Source organism: Cytobacillus sp. FSL K6-0129 (genome assembly GCF_038007625.1).
Lineage (GTDB): Bacteria > Bacillota > Bacilli > Bacillales > Cytobacillaceae > Cytobacillus > Cytobacillus kochii.
This window is the reverse complement of the sequence record NZ_JBBOXM010000001.1, coordinates 3,653,907-3,671,279: the sequence shown is the minus strand read 5'-3', so window position 1 is coordinate 3,671,279 and position 17,373 is coordinate 3,653,907. Positions and strand designations below refer to the sequence as shown.

The 17,373-nt window shown below is 40.0% G+C and carries 17 protein-coding genes and 1 riboswitch; of the genes, 1 reads left to right on the top strand and 16 read right to left on the bottom strand.

Annotated features, from left to right (window positions below):
* Window positions 1–19 precede the first annotated feature (19 nt).
* Both MHI57_RS18610 and MHI57_RS18605 read right to left on the bottom strand, forming a co-directional pair.
* A complete protein-coding gene (locus tag MHI57_RS18610) occupies window positions 20–1,066 on the bottom strand; it encodes a DUF3048 domain-containing protein (RefSeq protein ID WP_340977709.1) in 1,047 nt (348 codons plus the stop codon).
* Window positions 1,067–1,107: 41 nt separating this feature from the next.
* Window positions 1,108–2,850 carry an adenine deaminase C-terminal domain-containing protein gene (locus MHI57_RS18605; protein WP_180317018.1) on the bottom strand — a complete coding sequence of 581 codons (1,743 nt, stop codon included), beginning with the start codon at window positions 2,848–2,850 and terminating at the stop codon, window positions 1,108–1,110.
* A 160-nt stretch (window positions 2,851–3,010) separates the two neighbouring features.
* Here MHI57_RS18605 and MHI57_RS18600 point away from each other — a divergent pair, with 160 nt between their 5' ends.
* Window positions 3,011–3,304 carry a YgaP family membrane protein gene (locus MHI57_RS18600; RefSeq protein ID WP_095370714.1) on the top strand — a complete coding sequence of 98 codons (294 nt, stop codon included), beginning with the start codon at window positions 3,011–3,013 and terminating at the stop codon, window positions 3,302–3,304.
* Between the two features lie 48 nt (window positions 3,305–3,352).
* On the opposite strand, the gene purD is transcribed toward MHI57_RS18600, so the two are convergent.
* The 14 genes from purD to MHI57_RS18530 all read right to left on the bottom strand — a co-directional run bounded on the left by purD (window position 3,353) and on the right by MHI57_RS18530 (window position 17,295).
* The gene (gene purD, locus MHI57_RS18595; protein ID WP_340977708.1) at window positions 3,353–4,630 is read right to left on the bottom strand and encodes a phosphoribosylamine--glycine ligase; all 1,278 of its coding nucleotides are present in this window, start codon (window positions 4,628–4,630) and stop codon (window positions 3,353–3,355) included.
* Window positions 4,631–4,648: 18 nt separating this feature from the next.
* Entirely contained in the window at window positions 4,649–6,184 is a 1,536-nt protein-coding gene (gene purH / locus MHI57_RS18590; protein ID WP_307315343.1) for a bifunctional phosphoribosylaminoimidazolecarboxamide formyltransferase/IMP cyclohydrolase, read from the bottom strand.
* 31 nt (window positions 6,185–6,215) lie between these two features.
* Entirely contained in the window at window positions 6,216–6,788 is a 573-nt protein-coding gene (gene purN, locus MHI57_RS18585; RefSeq protein WP_095370717.1) for a phosphoribosylglycinamide formyltransferase, read from the bottom strand.
* Between the two features lie 16 nt (window positions 6,789–6,804).
* Window positions 6,805–7,830, bottom strand: a complete 1,026-nt coding sequence (gene purM / locus MHI57_RS18580; RefSeq protein ID WP_095370718.1) for a phosphoribosylformylglycinamidine cyclo-ligase — start codon at window positions 7,828–7,830, stop codon at window positions 6,805–6,807.
* 128 nt (window positions 7,831–7,958) lie between these two features.
* On the bottom strand, window positions 7,959–9,371 hold the full coding sequence (purF, locus tag MHI57_RS18575) for an amidophosphoribosyltransferase (RefSeq protein ID WP_095370719.1): 1,413 nt from the start codon (window positions 9,369–9,371) through the stop codon (window positions 7,959–7,961).
* Window positions 9,356–11,572, bottom strand: coding sequence for a phosphoribosylformylglycinamidine synthase subunit PurL (gene purL / locus MHI57_RS18570; RefSeq protein WP_322910216.1), 2,217 nt, complete (start codon window positions 11,570–11,572; stop codon window positions 9,356–9,358). Before purL ends, purF begins: the two co-directional genes overlap by 16 nt.
* A complete protein-coding gene (gene purQ / locus MHI57_RS18565) occupies window positions 11,556–12,242 on the bottom strand; it encodes a phosphoribosylformylglycinamidine synthase subunit PurQ (protein ID WP_322910217.1) in 687 nt (228 codons plus the stop codon). Before purQ ends, purL begins: the two co-directional genes overlap by 17 nt.
* On the bottom strand, window positions 12,239–12,493 hold the full coding sequence (gene purS / locus MHI57_RS18560; protein ID WP_095370721.1) for a phosphoribosylformylglycinamidine synthase subunit PurS: 255 nt from the start codon (window positions 12,491–12,493) through the stop codon (window positions 12,239–12,241). The genes purQ and purS overlap by 4 nt, the downstream gene beginning before the upstream one ends.
* Complete coding sequence (gene purC / locus MHI57_RS18555; protein WP_322910218.1) at window positions 12,486–13,205, bottom strand: phosphoribosylaminoimidazolesuccinocarboxamide synthase; 720 nt, start codon at window positions 13,203–13,205, stop codon at window positions 12,486–12,488. The genes purS and purC overlap by 8 nt, the downstream gene beginning before the upstream one ends.
* 92 nt (window positions 13,206–13,297) lie before the next feature.
* A complete protein-coding gene (purB, locus tag MHI57_RS18550; RefSeq protein WP_095370723.1) occupies window positions 13,298–14,590 on the bottom strand; it encodes an adenylosuccinate lyase in 1,293 nt (430 codons plus the stop codon).
* A gap of 3 nt (window positions 14,591–14,593) precedes the next feature.
* The gene (purK, locus tag MHI57_RS18545; RefSeq protein WP_340977700.1) at window positions 14,594–15,748 is read right to left on the bottom strand and encodes a 5-(carboxyamino)imidazole ribonucleotide synthase; all 1,155 of its coding nucleotides are present in this window, start codon (window positions 15,746–15,748) and stop codon (window positions 14,594–14,596) included.
* On the bottom strand, window positions 15,735–16,223 hold the full coding sequence (purE, locus tag MHI57_RS18540; RefSeq protein ID WP_095370724.1) for a 5-(carboxyamino)imidazole ribonucleotide mutase: 489 nt from the start codon (window positions 16,221–16,223) through the stop codon (window positions 15,735–15,737). The genes purK and purE overlap by 14 nt, the downstream gene beginning before the upstream one ends.
* A 142-nt stretch (window positions 16,224–16,365) precedes the next feature.
* A riboswitch (purine riboswitch) is annotated at window positions 16,366–16,467 on the bottom strand.
* A 94-nt stretch (window positions 16,468–16,561) separates the two neighbouring features.
* Window positions 16,562–16,756 carry an NETI motif-containing protein gene (locus MHI57_RS18535; RefSeq protein WP_251163305.1) on the bottom strand — a complete coding sequence of 65 codons (195 nt, stop codon included), beginning with the start codon at window positions 16,754–16,756 and terminating at the stop codon, window positions 16,562–16,564.
* Window positions 16,753–17,295, bottom strand: a complete 543-nt coding sequence (locus tag MHI57_RS18530) for a DUF2179 domain-containing protein (RefSeq protein WP_095370725.1) — start codon at window positions 17,293–17,295, stop codon at window positions 16,753–16,755. The genes MHI57_RS18535 and MHI57_RS18530 overlap by 4 nt, the downstream gene beginning before the upstream one ends.
* Window positions 17,296–17,373 lie beyond the last annotated feature (78 nt).

The following is a 17,373-nucleotide window of genomic DNA, read 5'->3' as shown; positions in this document are numbered from 1 at the left end:
TTTACCCCTTTTTCATTTTTTAGTTAATTGTTACCGACTGATTGATTCCTGGCTCTTGTGGAATGACATTCACCCATGTTTTCCCCGGAGCAAGTGGTTGTTCTTTTCCATCGATTACTGGATAAATTCTTCCTTCTTTATTCACCCAGTTCACTTCAGACATCATACCTCTTTGAATAAGATAACCTTTCCCCCCTGAAGTCAAATCAATGTCATGTCGGCCTTCTCCATCTATCACTGTATGCTTCGCTTCTATGATTAAAATATTGCTTAATAACACAGGGTCACCTGTGTCATAGTCTGTTGTCCATTCACCATCTGAAGATCTTTTGTATGCTTTCGTTGTTTCATCATAATCATATGTGACATCAAAACGTTCATCTTTTCCATAACTCACTGCAATCTCTCCCGCCACAGAGCCACTCAGTTTATCCGCTTCTTCGTCAGTTAAATGAGCAAAAGCAGCTGGTGCCCCGTCCAGCTCATAATTCTTTTCCTTAGCCCCTTGTTCAATATGCGCAAAAGAAATATATGAATTATGAGGTGCCTGGCGATCGCTCACACGTTCAAAAAGTGTGCCGTCATAGTATAAGCCATTCAAATGATCCACATATTCATCAGCAAGCATCTTCTTTGCCTCTGGACTATTTCCATGAGCAATATAAAGACTATTAAACCCTTTCGCCAGTTCAATATAATATTCTCTGGCACTGCGTACTGGCCCAACTCTATCCGGTTGCTCACTTTGAAAAATAGCAAGGAATCGCGTGACTTCACCTTCAGCCAGTAATTCATAAACAATATCCGCTTGAGTCAATCCTGATTGTGGTCTTGCTTTCGGATGATTGTTAATCATAACTGCTATAGCACGCTGATTCCCATTTCCCTCTTGAGCTATGCCTGTGAGAGGATAGACTGTCTTTTCTTCAGGCGAATCCATACTTTCTTCACCTTGATCCTCACCATTTAACTCTTCGTTTGCTGGATCCTCAACTGTTTCATTCTTGCTGCATCCTGTCACCAAAAGTATTGCTACGAGAGACGTAGTCACCCATTTGTTCAGCATGATGCACCCCTTATCACTATATGATTACCCTCTTTTACATTTTAACGCATCATAGTTGGAAAGAGTACAGTTTTATTCATGACATCATACATTCCTCGCTGTGTAACCCTGATATAAGGGAGATGAGTGGAGGAAAAAAATAATAATGTATAAATTGGATCGGCAAAACGATAACCTCTTTCCCGCAAATAGGCTAATAAGGTTCTTTCTTCTTCAATCAAATCTTCCACTCTTTTATTCGACATGATTCCCTTTAATTTAAGTGGGATTTCTGTAACAATGTTCCCTTGCTCAGAAATAACAATTCCACCACCTATTTCTTTCATATGATTAAAAGCATTCATCATGTCTTTCTTGCTTTTACCGATTAAGATAATATCACCGGTATTAGAATAAGAACTTGCTAAACCGTCTAGCTCCTTAGCAAACCCTTTAATCACCGTATTTACACGCCACTTGCCTTTGCGGTCAATTAACATGAAGAAACACTCGTCATGCTCCCTACTTAGCTCATCGCCGGAAATATCAATGGCTAATGAGTAAGGCTTTGTGATAACAGCGCTCTCCATTTTAATACCGAACGGCATCGAAAATTGCATATCATGAGATGTAAGCTCCCAGTTCATTTCTAGCGGTTCAAATCCATACTCTTCCCATGGCATATTATCTTCAAATGGTGTATTTTCACCATCTTTCCTTATCCACTTACCTTTTGCTAACACACTAACAGGCGTTGGGTTACTTTCATTCTCTAGGAAATTGATATTAGCCACTCTACCTGTAGCGATATTTCCGTGCAGATGTTGGATGTTATAGTACTTAGCTACGTTAATTGTACCCATATTATACGCATCTATTGTCGGTACCCCTTTTTCAAGGGCAATTCGGATCATCTGATCAATAATCCCTTGATCGGAAAAGGATGAAGAGGAGCCATCTGTCGTAAAAATAAATGATTCATAATGATCAATGCCCAATTCATGCATTTCATCCAATAACTGCGGTAAATCAGGTCGAATTGATGAATAGCGCAACGATACAGTATATCCTTGCATCAAACGATTCATAATCTCTTGTCCGTTAATCGCTTCATGGTCGCAATCAGCCCCGAGCAGCATTAACTTTGCTAAAGTCTTTTCTGACGCCCCAGGAAAATGACCTTCGATTTGCTTTCTCATTCTTTTCGCTTCTTGCATCCAATGGAGCATTAAATCATCACCGTCGAGTAACTTTGGCCAGCCAGTTAACTCTCCACCTTGTAATACTGCATCATGCTCTAACCAAGATTTAATATTACCATGCGAAAATGTTGTCTCTTCATTTTGAATTTCTGTTTGCGCATCAAATCGGCACCACCAGTACATCGTTGAAGGAATATTTCTCATTTCCTTCAAAAATGAAAACGCTTTCTTTTTCTCTAATTGTAATGCTAGCACCATATTATCATTAATCAAAGTGGTCGTGCCAAATTGCGCTGCATAACGAGCAAAGGAAAGGGGATTATATAACTGAAATGGATGTGCATGTGGTTCAATATATCCTGGAACAAGCGTCATTCCATTACAATCAACAATTTCACAGCCTTCTAACTTGTCAGGAAGCTTTTCACCGACATAAACAATACGATCACCGAGAATCCAGATATTCGCATGTACCCATTTTTTAATTGCTTGATTTAAGTAACGAGCATTTTTCAGTAACATCGTTGGTGCAATACGCCCATCTAGAACAGATACATGTTCACGTAGATGTTTGTTTTTCCAACGGTATCGCTGTTCTAGCACTCTGTTTCCTCCTTTTATGGTAACTACAATTATCTATTTTTATTTTTCGTTTACGATAATGAAGCAGCATTCATGTTGCCTATTATCATAACATATATAACTTTTTAACGCAGTAAAGAATAACAAATATTTGTTAATTTTTTGTGAAGGAGGTCCTTTTATGAATGTTAAGCCCAATATTGGTATCATTCAGGCATTAATCCGTATTACTTGTGGATTAACCATTATTGCTTGGAGTGCCACAAAGCTCGTTAAGAAACCTTGGAGTGATCGCTTTCTCATTCTTATTTCACTTGGTGCAATGAAGGTTGCAGAAGGTATTGTCCGCTATTGTCCTATCATTGCCTTATTTGAAAAAGGGAAAGAGAATATAAAAGATTCTGACCACCAGTTTAAACCACCTATGGATTTTTTAAAAGAGCAAAAGTTATTAAAGGATACTGATTTTGAATGAAAAATATGCCCCCTTATTTTTTTTGGGGGGCATTTTCATTTTCCCTATCTATTTTTCTATAGTCGAATGTGCTATCGCCTTATAGCCAATATCCCTGCGGTAAAAAACTTCTTCTGTTGTTAGATACGTTAGCGCATCATACACTTGCTTTTGTGCAGATACTAAGTCATTTGCTTTGCTACCAACAAGTAAGACTCGGCCGCCATTTGTTGTGAATGCACCTTGGGCATTTTTCGCCGTTCCTGCATGGAAGACAAATGCTTCTTCTGCTACTTTTTCGATTCCTTTTAGTTCGGCACCACTCTCATATGCTTCCGGATAACCATTGGCTGCGACCACAACCCCAAGCATTGCCTCCTCATCCCATTCAATCACTGGTTTACGTCCAGCAATTACTTCTAACATGACATGGGATAAGTCTGACTTCATTCTAGGTAAGATGACTTGTGTTTCCGGATCACCAAAGCGGGCATTGAATTCAATCACCTTTGGCCCTTGTTCTGTCGCGATAAGTCCCGCATAGAGAACGCCACAAAAACTGCGATTCTCTTTAACTAATGCTTCTGCAGCTGGAATTAAAATCGTTTCAATCGCTGTTTCAACCGTCTCCTTGCTGATATGTGGAACAGGTGAATAAGCACCCATTCCTCCTGTGTTTGGTCCTTTATCTCCATCGAAAGCGCGTTTATGGTCTTGAGCAATTTCTAAGGGGATAACTGTCTCTCCATTAACAAAAGCCATTAATGAAAATTCTTCACCAGCTAAAAATTCTTCAATAACGACTGTAGCAGAAGCTTTACCAAATTTTTCTCCAACTAACATATCCGCTAACGCTGCTAATGCTTCAGCTTCTGTCATCGCAACAACGACGCCTTTTCCAGCAGCTAATCCATCCGCTTTAATAACAATTGGCGCTCCTTGTTCTTTCACATAAGCACTTGCAGCCTCATACTGATCAAACACTTCATAGCTTCCTGTTGGAATGGCATATTTCTTCATGAGCTCTTTTGCAAAGGATTTACTTCCTTCAATTTCAGCCGCTCGACTTTTCGGTCCAAAAACAGTAAGTCCAGCTCCCTCCATCTTATCAGCCAAACCTTCAAGTAAAGGAACTTCAGGTCCAATAACTGTTAATTCAACATGATTATCGAGCGCAAAAGCAATCAGTTCTTCTTGTTCGTTCTCGGAAATATCAATAATCGTTGCTACATCTTCCATTCCTGGATTTCCTGGTGCAACAAACACTGTTTCCACTTGGCTGCTTTCACTTAACTTTCTACTGATGGCATGCTCACGTCCGCCTCTACCGATTACTAATACGTTCATTTCATGTTCTCCCCCAGTTTAATGTTTGAAATGTCTCACACCAGTGAATACCATTGCCAGGCCATACTCATTTGCTTTTTCAATCGATTCCTGATCTTTAATCGAACCACCGGGTTGAATAATAGCCGTAATACCAGCTTTAGCTGCTGCTTCAACTGTATCATTCATTGGGAAAAAGGCATCGGATGCCATTGTTGCTCCTTCAACTGCTTTTCCTGCTTGCTCGATCGCAATTTTCGCAGAGCCGACACGATTCATTTGGCCTGCACCAATACCTAATGTTTGGTCGCTATTATTGACAACAATCGCATTCGACTTCACATGCTTCACTACTTTCCAGCCAAGTTTGAGTGATTGCCACTCTTCCTCCGTTGGTTCTCTTGTTGTCGCCACAGTAATATTCGCTTCTTCAAGACCATAAGTATCGTAATCTTGCGCTAATAAACCGCCTTCAATAGAAGTTAGACGTTTTTCCGTCTTTTTGTTTCCTTCAAAAGGAATAGTTAATAGTCTTAAATTCTTCTTCCCTTGTAAAATCTCAAGTGCTTCCGCTGAAAAAGAAGGCGCTATAATGATTTCTAGAAAGATTTCATGAAGTTTCGTTGCTGTTTGTGCATTTACTTCACGGTTAAGGGCAATAATCCCCCCAAAAATAGACACAGGATCAGCTGCAAAAGCTTTAGAGAAAGCATCATAAATATCTGTGCCAATACCGACACCACATGGGTTCATATGTTTTACTGCAACAGCAGCTGGTCCGTCAAACTCTTTAACAATTTGTAACGCTGCATCAGCATCATTAATATTATTGTAAGACAGCTCTTTGCCATGTAGCTGTGTAGCGTTAGCAATCGAAAAGACCGACCCTAATGGTTTGCGATAAAAGGAAGCTTTTTGATGAGGGTTTTCTCCATAACGTAATGCTTGTTTTAATTCATACGTAACTGTCAACTTTTCTGGCTGCTCTTCTTCTGCTAATTCTGTCATATATTCAGCTATCATTGCATCATAAGCAGCTGTATGACGGAATACTTTTGCTGCTAGCTTGCGTTTGGTTGCAGCATCTACAATGTCATTTTCTTTTAATTGTGTAATGACTGTTTCGTAATCAATGGGATCTACAACAACTGTCACATGTGCGTGGTTTTTAGCAGAGGCACGTAACATCGCAGGACCACCGATATCAATATTTTCAATTGCATCCTCCACTGTCACATCTGGCTTAGCAATGGTCTGTTGGAAAGGATAGAGATTCACACATACCACTTGAATCGGATTAATCTGATGTTTTTCTAACTGTGCTTGATGAGATGAATCATCGAACTTAGCTAGTAATCCACCATGGATAAGCGGATTTAATGTTTTTACTCTTCCTTCTAAAATTTCAGGAAAACCTGTAACATCACTTACACCGATTACCGGAACCCCAGCTTCAGCTATTGCTTTTTTTGTTCCACCTGTTGAAACAATTTCAAACCCTAATTCGTGAAGTTCTTTCGCAAATGCTGCTACACCATTTTTATCTGATACACTAATAAGCGCACGTTTTTTCATCGTCCATTTTCCTCCCTGTAAGATGTTCCTCTTAGGCGTTTTCGTTTAAAAGCTTTTGTAATACTTCTGGATAAAATTGATGCTCTACTTTATGAATTCGATTCTGCAATGCTTCTTTCGTATCACCTGGTAGGATGGCTACCTTTCTTTGATCAATAATCGGACCCGTATCCATCCCTTCGTCTACATAATGAATGGTTACACCTGTTTGTTTCACCTCTGCAGAAAGCGCTTGTCCAATAGCATCTTTACCAGGGAATGCTGGTAAATAAGAAGGATGGATATTTACAATTCTTCCGCCATATTCACGTAAAAGAACATCCCCAATAAGACGCATATAACCTGCAAGAACAATAAAATCTATGTTTGCATTCTCTAATTCTACTAATATTTGTTCTTCATATGCTGTTTTACTCGTAAAATCTTTCGCACGAAAAGCAAAGGTTGGAATCCCTTCATTTACAGCACGTTGAATACAGTAAGACTCTGGCTTATCACTTACCAGTAGTTTAATGTCTACCTGCAATTCATCGTTTTTAAAGGCATCAACAATCGCTTGAAAATTTGTTCCACTGCCAGATGCAAAAATGGCGATATTTTTCATGATAACCTCCGTCTATTTAAAGGATTGAAATCCCCTCTTGCTGTGTAACTTTACCAATCACACTTGCTTTTTCACCAATCTTATTAAAGTGATTGACTACTTTTTCAGCATCCTTAACAGAAACAATTGCCACCATTCCGATGCCCATATTAAATATATTGTACATATCCTTACGCTCAAGCTTACCTACTTCTTCCATCAGCTTGAAAATCGGCTGAATCTCCCAACTACCCTCGATTAATTCAGCTCCTAAGCCTTGAGGTAACACTCTAGGGATATTCTCGATAAATCCGCCACCCGTAATATGAGCGAAGCCTTTTACATCAAATTGCTTTAATGCCGATAACACTGATTTCACATAGATTCGCGTTGGTTTTAGGAGTTCTTCACCTAACGTGCTCCCTAGTTCCTCTCTAAACTCTTGCAATGAGAGTTTCGCATCCTCTAAAAATATCTTCCGTACGAGAGAATAACCATTGCTATGGATTCCGTTCGATGCAAGGCCGATTAAAACATCACCCTCTTGAATATTTGAACCATCGATTAAATCACTCTTTTCACATGCACCGACAGAAAATCCCGCTAAATCATACTCTTCTTCACTGTACATTCCAGGCATTTCCGCTGTTTCTCCACCAACAAGCGCGCAACCTGCTTGTTCACAACCGTCAGCTATCCCTTTGACAATGGCTTCTATCTTTTCTGGCTCAGCCTTCCCACAAGCAATATAATCTAAGAAGTAAAGAGGTTCTGCACCTTGAACAACGATATCATTGACACACATAGCAACGGCATCAATCCCAATTGTGTCATGCTGATTCATCATAAAAGCTAGCATCAGCTTTGTTCCGACACCATCTGTCCCTGATACAAGCACAGGTTCTTTTAAGCCAAGTGATGACAAATCAAACATGCCTCCAAAACCGCCAAGACCACCGATTACACCTGGTCTCATCGTTTTCTCCACATGCTTCTTCATACGGTTCACTGCTTCGTAACCCGCTTCAATATCTACGCCAGCTTGTTTATAAGCATTCGCCATTCCTATCCACCTCACCAATTTATTAACAGGTATTCTTTCAATCTAGCATCATACGCCAAGTATTCGCACCAAAACGTATTGTTAATTTCTAAGAATAAAAGTAGCAAACCATGTTGCTACTTTATTATTTATACTTTTTCGTACGGATGTAGCGTGCTTGGATAGATCTCCGTTGGATACTTCCCTGTGAAGCAAGCTAAGCAAAGACCTCTTGTCTCGCCTTCTTCTTCTCTTCCAATGGCATCGATCATCCCTTTTGGACTTAAAAAAGTAAGTGTATCAGCACCAATAATTTCGCGAATATCTTCTACAGAACGATCAGAAGCAATTAATTCTTCTTTTGTTGAAGTATCAATGCCATAGAAGCATGGGTTTTTGATCGGTGGCGAGCTGATGATTACATGTACTTCAGTCGCGCCTGCTTCTTTTAACATCGTCACAATACGGCGGCTCGTTGTTCCACGTACAATGGAGTCATCCACCATGACAACTCGTTTCCCTTCAACAACACCTCTTACAGGTGATAGCTTCATCTTCACTCCTTGTTCCCGCAATGACTGTGATGGTTGGATAAATGTCCGACCAACATACTTATTCTTAATGAGACCCATCTCATAAGGAATCCCTGTTGCTTCAGCATAACCAATGGCTACGGAAATACTTGAATCAGGTACACCAGTTACGACATCTGCCTCAATCGGAACCTCGACAGCAAGCTGCTTCCCTAAATTTTTTCGCGCTGTATGGACATTGATGCCATTAATATTGCTATCTGGTCGGGAGAAATACACATATTCCATCGCACACATAGATATATTTGAAGCCATTGCGAACATTTCAGAACGGAACCCATTATCATCAATGACTAATAACTCTCCAGGTAATACATCACGAACAAACTCAGCTCCGACAATATCGAAAGCACATGTTTCGGAAGCAATTACGTAAGCATCCCCAATTTTGCCTAGAGATAGAGGACGGAGACCATTCGGATCAACCGCAACCATCATTTCATTTTCAGTCATAATTAAGAAAGCATAAGCGCCTTTTACCATGGACAAGGCATTCTTCACACGCTCTTTATGAGAAGATACACCGCCTCGTTTAATTAAATGAGCTAATACCTCGGTATCTGAACTCGTTTGAAAAATACTTCCCTGTGCTTCTAGTTGATATTTAAGGGCTGTAGCATTCGTTAAATTTCCATTGTGACATAGAGCTAGACCACCATTTTGTGATTGGAATAAAAGTGGTTGCACATTCTCATAGCCCCCGCCACCTGCAGTAGCGTACCTGACATGACCAATTGCTGAAGTTCCTTTTAGTTCTTGAATAGCATCTTGAGAGAAAACCTCAGTGACGAGGCCCTCTCCTTTTACACCCTTCAACTTATCTCCATCTGTTACAACAATACCTGTACCTTCTTGACCACGATGCTGAAGGCTATGCAATCCGTAATAAGTAATCTGTGCTGCTTCCGGATGACCCCAAATACCAAAGACACCACATTCCTCATTTAAACCTTTTATTTCTGCAAGCATGCTGGTATAGCTCCCTTCCACGCCTTATTTAGCACTTCTGTTTGCTCTTTGATTACAAGTTCGTCGTTTACAGTAATTTCAAGTGCTTGCTCATTTGTTACTTCACCAATGAGTGTAGCATTTGTTAATTGTTCAAATGCTTCTTTGTTCTCCTTCTTCACACTTAGAAGGAATCTAGATTGAGATTCACTGAACAATTGTGTTGTTGCTTCACCAGTTAACTTAAGTTTTGCACCTAATTGATTCGCAAATAAACTCTCAGCTACTGCCACTGCTAACCCACCTTCTGCAAGATCATGTGCAGATGATAGTAACCCTTGGTGAATAGCTGTTAAGACTTTTTCTTGATTGGCTGCTTCTACTGTTAAATCGATTGCTGGTGCTTGCCCGAAGATTTTTTTGTAGCTTAGCTTCTGTAGTTCACTGCCACCAAATTCCGCTCTCGTATCACCTAATAAATAAATCAGGTCGCCTGCTTGTTTGAAGTCTTGTGTTGTCACATGCTCAATATCCTCCACTAGACCAACCATCCCGATAACTGGCGTAGGATAAATCGCTGTGCCGTTTGTTTCGTTATATAATGAAACATTACCACCAATGACCGGCGTATTTAATGTACGACAAGCTTCACTGATGCCATCAGCAGATTTTTGAATTTGCCAGAAGATTTCTGGCTTTTCCGGATTACCGAAGTTTAAGTTGTCCGTAATTGCTAACGGCGCGCCACCAGAACAAACGATATTACGTGCTGCTTCAGCTACAGCTATTTTTCCGCCTACTTCAGGATCTAAATACATATAGCGTGAATTACAATCCGTAGTCATCGCTAGTCCTTTTTTCGTTCCACGGATACGGATAACTGCGGCATCAGACCCTGGAGCTACGACTGTATTGGTTCTTACCATATAATCATATTGGTCATATACCCACTCTTTACTAGCGATCGTTGGTTGTTGTAATAATGACATTAGAGTTTCTCTATGATCATCAACTGCGGGAATATCATTTTCCATCGCCTGGAATTCACGGTAATAAGCTGGTTCTTTGGAAGGCTTATGGTATACAGGTGCTTCTTCTGCTAGTGCATCTGTTGGTACATCTGCCACTACTTCGCCTTTATGAATCAAACGTAGTTGTTTATCATCAGTCACACGGCCGATTGCCACTGCTTCTAAATCATATTTGGAGAAAAGGTCAACAATTTCTTGCTCTCTTCCTTTCGTCACTACAATTAACATTCTTTCTTGTGACTCCGATAACATCATTTCATAAGCAGTCATTCCTGTTTCGCGTTGTGGAACTAAGTCTAGGTTCATTTCTATCCCTGAACCAGCTTTACTTGCCATCTCTGCAGATGAACTCGTTAATCCTGCCGCGCCCATATCTTGAATCCCTACTAATGCGTCAGATTTTACAAGTTCAAGGCATGCTTCTAATAGCAACTTCTCCATAAATGGATCACCTACTTGAACAGCCGGACGATTCTCCTCTGATTGATCCGTTAATTCTTCAGAAGCAAAAGTAGCACCGTGAATGCCATCACGTCCAGTTTTGGCTCCCACATACATGACTGTGTTACCTACCCCATGCGCTTGCCCTTTTTTAATATCTTTATGATCAATTAAGCCGACACACATCGCATTAACAAGTGGATTCCCTTCATAGGAAGCGTCAAATTGCACTTCTCCACCGACTGTTGGAATGCCTATGCAATTACCATATCCAGCAATCCCCGCTACTACTTCTTCAAAAAGGTAGCGAACACGAGGAGTATCCAATTCTCCAAAGCGTAAAGAGTTGAGGAGTGCAACAGGTCTTGCGCCCATCGAGAATACATCGCGGATAATACCGCCCACACCCGTTGCTGCCCCCTGATAAGGTTCGATCGCAGATGGGTGATTATGGCTTTCAATCTTGAATACAACAGCCTGTTCATCTCCTATATCAACAATTCCGGCACCTTCTCCTGGACCTTGCAACACATGCTCGCCTTTTGTAGGGAACTTACTTAATACAGGCTTAGAGTTTTTGTAGCTACAATGTTCTGACCACATAACAGAGAAAAGTCCGATTTCAGTATAGTTAGGTAGGCGACCTAAAATCTTTTCAACCATTGCAAATTCGTCATCTGACAAACCCATTTCCTTATAGACTTGTTGTTCTTTTAGTTGTTCTGGACTTGGTTCAAGCATTAACGACATGTGATTCCCTCCATTGTTTCACAATTGATTGAAAAAGTTTTAACCCATCAGCGCCACCTATTAGCTCATCTACCGCTCTCTCAGGGTGGGGCATCATGCCAAGCACATTGCCCGCTTTATTCGTAATACCAGCAATATTACTTAAGCTACCATTCGGGTTGGCATCATGGTAAGTAAAAACAATTTGATTGTTTTCTTTTAAACTAGCAAGTGTCACTTCATCACAATAGTAGTTTCCTTCACCATGAGCTACTGGTATGGTAATCACTTCATCTTGTTCATATCCTTGCGAGAACATTGTTTGATTGTTTTCGACTTTTAATTGAACTGGACGACAAATGAATTTTAAGCTTTCATTTCTTCTCATCGCCCCTGGCAGTAAGCCTGCTTCTAGTAAAATTTGAAAACCGTTGCAGACGCCTAATACCGGTTTCCCTGCCTCAGCCGCTTTAATCACTTCCTTCATCACGTGACTAAATCGTGCAATGGCTCCACTTCGCAAATAATCACCGTATGAAAATCCTCCCGGTAATAGAATGCCATCAAAACCATCTAAGCTTTTTTCATCGTGCCAAACATATTCCACATCACAGCCCAGCTCATCTTTTACTGCATGATACATGTCAATATCACAGTTCGATCCTGGAAAAACAATCACAGCAAACTTCACTGAGCAACAGCCTCCTCGATTTCAAAACGATAATCTTCAATCACGACATTCGCAAGTAATCTTTCACACATTTCTTTTACTACTTCTTCAACAGGACGCTCTGACTTTTCAATCGAAAGCTCCAAGTATTTTCCGATGCGCACATCTGACACTTCGTTGTAATTCATGGAATGCAAGGAGTGCTTAACAGCATTTCCTTGTGGATCTAATACGCTCTCTCTTAATGTGACGAACACCTTTACTTTATACATGAAGTTTTCCTCCCAGTCTGGATAAAATATTTTCATAAGCATCTGTTAAATTGCCAAGGTCGCGACGAAAAACATCTTTGTCGAGCTTTTCATTCGTTTTTAAATCCCAAAAGCGGCATGTATCAGGTGAAATTTCATCTGCTAACAGAATAGCACCTGATGCATCCTTACCGAATTCCAATTTAAAATCGACGAGGCGGATGCCCAACTCTTTAAAAAATTGTGATAATACTTCATTTACTTTCAATGCTTTTTCTTTTAAAAATGCGACTTCTTCTTCGGTTGCTAAATCCATGATTTCTATATGGTCCTCTGTTAATAATGGATCACCTAAATCATCGTCCTTATAATAAAATTCGACAATTGGTCTTGTTAATGGTTTTCCTTCTTCCACGCCAAGCCTTTTTGCAAAGCTGCCTGCTGAAGTATTTCTCACAACAGTTTCTAATGGAATGATGTCCACTTTCTTTACAAGTTGCTCATTCGGAGAAATTTGCTTCACAAAATGAGAATCAATACCAAGCTCCTTTAGTTTTGAAAATAGCAAGCTAGTAATCTCATTATTTAAACGGCCCTTGCCGTCAATACTTGCTTTCTTCTCTCCATTAAAAGCAGTAGCAGCATCTTTGTATTCTAGCCAAACGATAGATGCATCATCTGTGTTGTAAACCCTTTTTGCTTTTCCTTCATAAACAAGTGAACCTTTTTGCATGACTTGCGCCTCCCAATCATGAAAATTAGCAATATTCTTACTAGGTGAAATGAATGGGGAGAGGAGGAAAAACTTCTTCTCCCCATTATTTTTTATAAACCTAAACGATTAAAGATCGTATCTACATGCTTCAAATGGTGATGATAATCGAAGCAATCATCTATCTCTTCTTTTGTTAAAAGGGAAGTGATCTTTTCATCTTGATCAATTAAGCTGCGGAATGGTACTTGTTTTTCCCATGATTCCATTGCTTTTGGTTGAACAGTATCATACGCTTCTTCACGCACAAGGCCTTTATCAATCAATGCGAGCAATACACGTTGAGAATAAATAAGCCCTAACGTACGATCCATATTTCGTTTCATATTCTCAGGATATACCGTTAAGTTCTTCACAATATTGCCAAAGCGGTTAAGCATATAATTCAATGCAATCGTTGCATCTGGTAAAATCACGCGCTCCGCTGAAGAGTGAGAAATATCACGCTCATGCCACAATGACACATTTTCATACGCGGTCATCATATAACCACGAATGACTCTTGCCATCCCTGTCATATTCTCTGATCCAATCGGATTACGCTTATGAGGCATGGCTGAAGAACCTTTTTGTCCTTTTGCAAAGAATTCTTCCACTTCACGTGTTTCACTCTTTTGCAGGCCTCGTATCTCTGTGGCAAACTTCTCGATGGACGTAGCAATTAATGCAATCGTGCTCATATAATGTGCATGACGATCACGTTGTAGTGTTTGTGTAGAAATAGGTGCTGGCTGAATACCAAGCTTTTCACAAACATATTGTTCAACAAATGGATCGATGTTCGCATACGTACCGACAGCGCCGGAAATTTTACCGAACTCAACGCCAGCAGCCGCCTCTTTAAAGCGTGCCAAGTTACGTTTCATCTCTTCATACCATAATGCCATTTTCAAACCAAAAGTAGTCGGCTCCGCATGCACACCATGTGTACGTCCCATCATTACTGTGTTTTTATGCTCTTGTGCTTTTACTTTAAGAATTTCTACAAAACGCTCGAGGTCTTTTAGTAAGATATCATTTGCTTGCTTTACTATATATGAAAGTGCAGTATCGACAACATCTGTAGAAGTAAGGCCATAATGGACCCATTTACGTTCTTCACCGAGTGTTTCGGAAACGGCACGTGTAAAGGCAACGACATCATGTCTTGTTTCTTCTTCTATTTCTTTAATTCGCTCAATGTCAAATGAAGCTTTTTCACGGATTTTAGCTACATCCTCTTTAGGAATATCTCCAAGCTCAGCCCAGGCTTCGCAAGCAAGAATCTCCACTTCCAACCAAGCTTGGAAACGGTTCTGTTCTGTCCAAATAGCTCCCATCTCTGGGCGAGTATAACGATCAATCATGATTTATCCTCCGATCTTTTCTGCAGCAATTTGCCATATGTCACTTTGTTCTACTTCACGTAAAGCTTCCTCTACATTGTCGCGAAGCAATGTCACATGACCCATTTTTCGTTTAAACTTCGCTTCTGCTTTCCCGTATAAATGAACCTTCCAATCCGTTACCGTAGGAATGAACCGAATAAGAGGTTCAACATGCTCTCCTAATATATTGACCATTACAGCTGGTTTTAGTAATTCTGTATTTGCTAATGGCCAATTACAAACTGCACGAATATGCTGTTCGAATTGTGAAGTTTCACATGCTTCAATAGAGTAGTGACCAGAATTATGCGGCCTTGGGGCTAGTTCGTTAATATAGATCTCATCATTTTCTCCAAGGAACATTTCCACCGCAAGTGTACCAACTAGCTCAAAATCATCGGCAATTTTTTTCGCCTCTTCTAAGGCCGTTTGAGAAGCTAATTTGGAAATTCTCGCCGGTACAATCGTTTGATGTAGAATATTATCTTTATGAACATTTTCCCCAACTGGCAAGAAAGCTGTTTCACCATTGGGATTCCTGAAAACAATCACTGAGATTTCTTTTTGAAAAGGAATGAACTTCTCTAAGACGCATGCACCATGATTTAATAATTCTTTCGCCTTTTCTATGTCAGCTTCGTTATGAATTACATATTGTCCCTTGCCATCGTATCCACCTCTTGCTGTTTTTAAAACAGCAGGAAAGCCAAGCGCTTCTATATTAGCATAAATATCTTCCGTTGCGTGAATCTCTGCGTACGGGGCAACAGTCGCACCTGCTTTTGTGATCGCTACCTTCTCTTTTATACGATCCTGTGTCTGTGATAATACATGTGAACCTTGAGGCACATAAGCATTCTCACAAAGCCAATCAAGCGCCTCAGCACTAATATTTTCAAATTCATATGTCACAATATCACTTATAGATGCTAATTGTTTTATTGCATTCATATCATCATAAGCTGAAACAATCTTCACATCAGCCACTTGACCACATGGGGAATCTTCCGTGGGATCCAGTACAGCTATGCGAAAACCATTCGCTTTGGCCGATAATGCCATCATGCGACCTAGCTGCCCTCCACCAATTATGCCGATTGTTTGACCAGGTAGTATGGTTTGTTTAGACAAGATCATCACTACTTTCTAACACTTGTTGTTTTGTTCTTTCTCGCCTATCTTCTAACCGTTTAGCAATTTCCTCATCAAAGGCGCTTAAGATTTGCCCTGCCAGTAACCCTGCATTTGTTGCCCCTGCTTTACCAATAGCAACTGTAGCAACTGGGACACCGCCAGGCATTTGTACAATGGATAATAAGGAATCTATCCCGTTTAACGCTTTAGATTGAACTGGGACACCAATGACTGGTAGCGTTGTTTTAGCGGCTACCATGCCAGGTAAGTGTGCGGCACCCCCTGCTCCTGCAATAATGACTTTGATTCCTTTAGCTCTTGCACTTTCTGCATAATCAAACATCAAATCAGGCGTTCTATGTGCAGATACGACTTTTTTTTCATAACCGACTTCAAGCTCATCTAAAATGTCACAAGTATGTTTCATCGTTTCCCAATCTGATGTACTACCCATGATGACGGCAACTTCGATTTTCATCCTTCTCCTCCATTCCTTTTTGTCCAAAAAATGAAAAAGCCCAGATAGAATCCTCGCTCTAATCTAAGAGAGAAAGATTCTGTCTGAGCCATTCATTCATAAATTGAAATGTTATGAATTTAGAGACACTAGTCCCTTGGACAAACAAGAAGCTTTCCCTCATAGTCCGAGTATTTACGGTTCCCGGGTAGAGACTCATGGGCCATATTCCCATTATTATATGAGGGGTTAAAATGTTGTTAGGTTTTCTTTCAATTTCATCTTAACAACTTCCGAATTGTCCGTCAATGATAATCTCGAACGATTAAAGAAGTCAGAAAATTAATGTTCGTGTTTTGCTACAAAAGTTGTCCTTCAAAGACTATTTTTTGCCCTGCAGGTTCATATTCTGTCTTCCCATTTTTCTTCATTTCTTTAAAGTACGGTTTTTCCATTCTTCTTATTGGAAAATACCCTTCTTGCTTCATGCGATCTAAGCATTGATCAATGGTTTCATTTTCCAACACTTCAAATTTCTTTTTCTTTTGACTCACTTAAATAACTTACCTTTCTTAACAGATTTAACCCAGAAGCCCCCATATATCGTCTTTGGTTCATAAGCAATGATAAAGGCCTTCGGATCAAGTGTTTTAATCGTATCATACAGCTTTAATTCATACTTTCTTGGAGTTAAGATTTGCAGTGCCATACGGTCCCCTTCAAGCCCATTCGCAGCCCAAGACGTTACACCATATCCTTTGGCCCGTAAATCCTTTGGCAAATCTTTATCATACTCCTTCGTTATTACATTAACAGTAATATAGCCAAGTGCAAGCTTTTCTTCAATTTTCATCCCAACAATGACCCCTATACCATACCCGACTGCATAGGCGATAATGTTCTGTATCTGGTCTAAATTATCTAACACTAAGCCTAAACCAATGACATAAATAACAATTTCAATCATACTAATAAATGCTGCCTGGTAACGCTGCCCTTTTAATGTTAATATCATACGAATCGTAAAAAAGGACACATACACAATATTAATAACCAAAATAATCGTTACCATTACAAGGCCATTCTCTAACATTTTAACACTCCTATCTCACTTCAAACCTTCTTATTACCTTTATACCCAAACTTTCAAGGTTAAATGACTACTTTCCTG

Excerpts from the sequence above, each read along its gene's own strand:
- purC (WP_322910218.1), bottom strand. The coding sequence starts at position 13,205 with ATGCAAAAAGGTTCACTTGTTTATGAAGGAAAAGCAAAAAGGGTTTAC.
- purS (WP_095370721.1), bottom strand. The coding sequence starts at position 12,493 with ATGTATAAAGTAAAGGTGTTCGTCACATTAAGAGAGAGCGTATTAGAT.
- purE (WP_095370724.1), bottom strand. The coding sequence starts at position 16,223 with ATGAAAATCGAAGTTGCCGTCATCATGGGTAGTACATCAGATTGGGAA.
- purM (WP_095370718.1), bottom strand. The coding sequence starts at position 7,830 with ATGGCGAATGCTTATAAACAAGCTGGCGTAGATATTGAAGCGGGTTAC.
- purN (WP_095370717.1), bottom strand. The coding sequence starts at position 6,788 with ATGAAAAATATCGCCATTTTTGCATCTGGCAGTGGAACAAATTTTCAA.
- MHI57_RS18600 (WP_095370714.1), top strand. The coding sequence starts at position 3,011 with ATGAATGTTAAGCCCAATATTGGTATCATTCAGGCATTAATCCGTATT.
- purB (WP_095370723.1), bottom strand. The coding sequence starts at position 14,590 with ATGATTGATCGTTATACTCGCCCAGAGATGGGAGCTATTTGGACAGAA.
- purF (WP_095370719.1), bottom strand. The coding sequence starts at position 9,371 with ATGCTTGCAGAAATAAAAGGTTTAAATGAGGAATGTGGTGTCTTTGGT.
- MHI57_RS18530 (WP_095370725.1), bottom strand. The coding sequence starts at position 17,295 with ATGTTAGAGAATGGCCTTGTAATGGTAACGATTATTTTGGTTATTAAT.
- purL (WP_322910216.1), bottom strand. The coding sequence starts at position 11,572 with ATGTCGTTAATGCTTGAACCAAGTCCAGAACAACTAAAAGAACAACAA.
- purH (WP_307315343.1), bottom strand. The coding sequence starts at position 6,184 with ATGAAAAAACGTGCGCTTATTAGTGTATCAGATAAAAATGGTGTAGCA.
- purD (WP_340977708.1), bottom strand. The coding sequence starts at position 4,630 with ATGAACGTATTAGTAATCGGTAGAGGCGGACGTGAGCATGCCATCAGT.
- MHI57_RS18610 (WP_340977709.1), bottom strand. The coding sequence starts at position 1,066 with ATGCTGAACAAATGGGTGACTACGTCTCTCGTAGCAATACTTTTGGTG.
- purK (WP_340977700.1), bottom strand. The coding sequence starts at position 15,748 with ATGATCTTGTCTAAACAAACCATACTACCTGGTCAAACAATCGGCATA.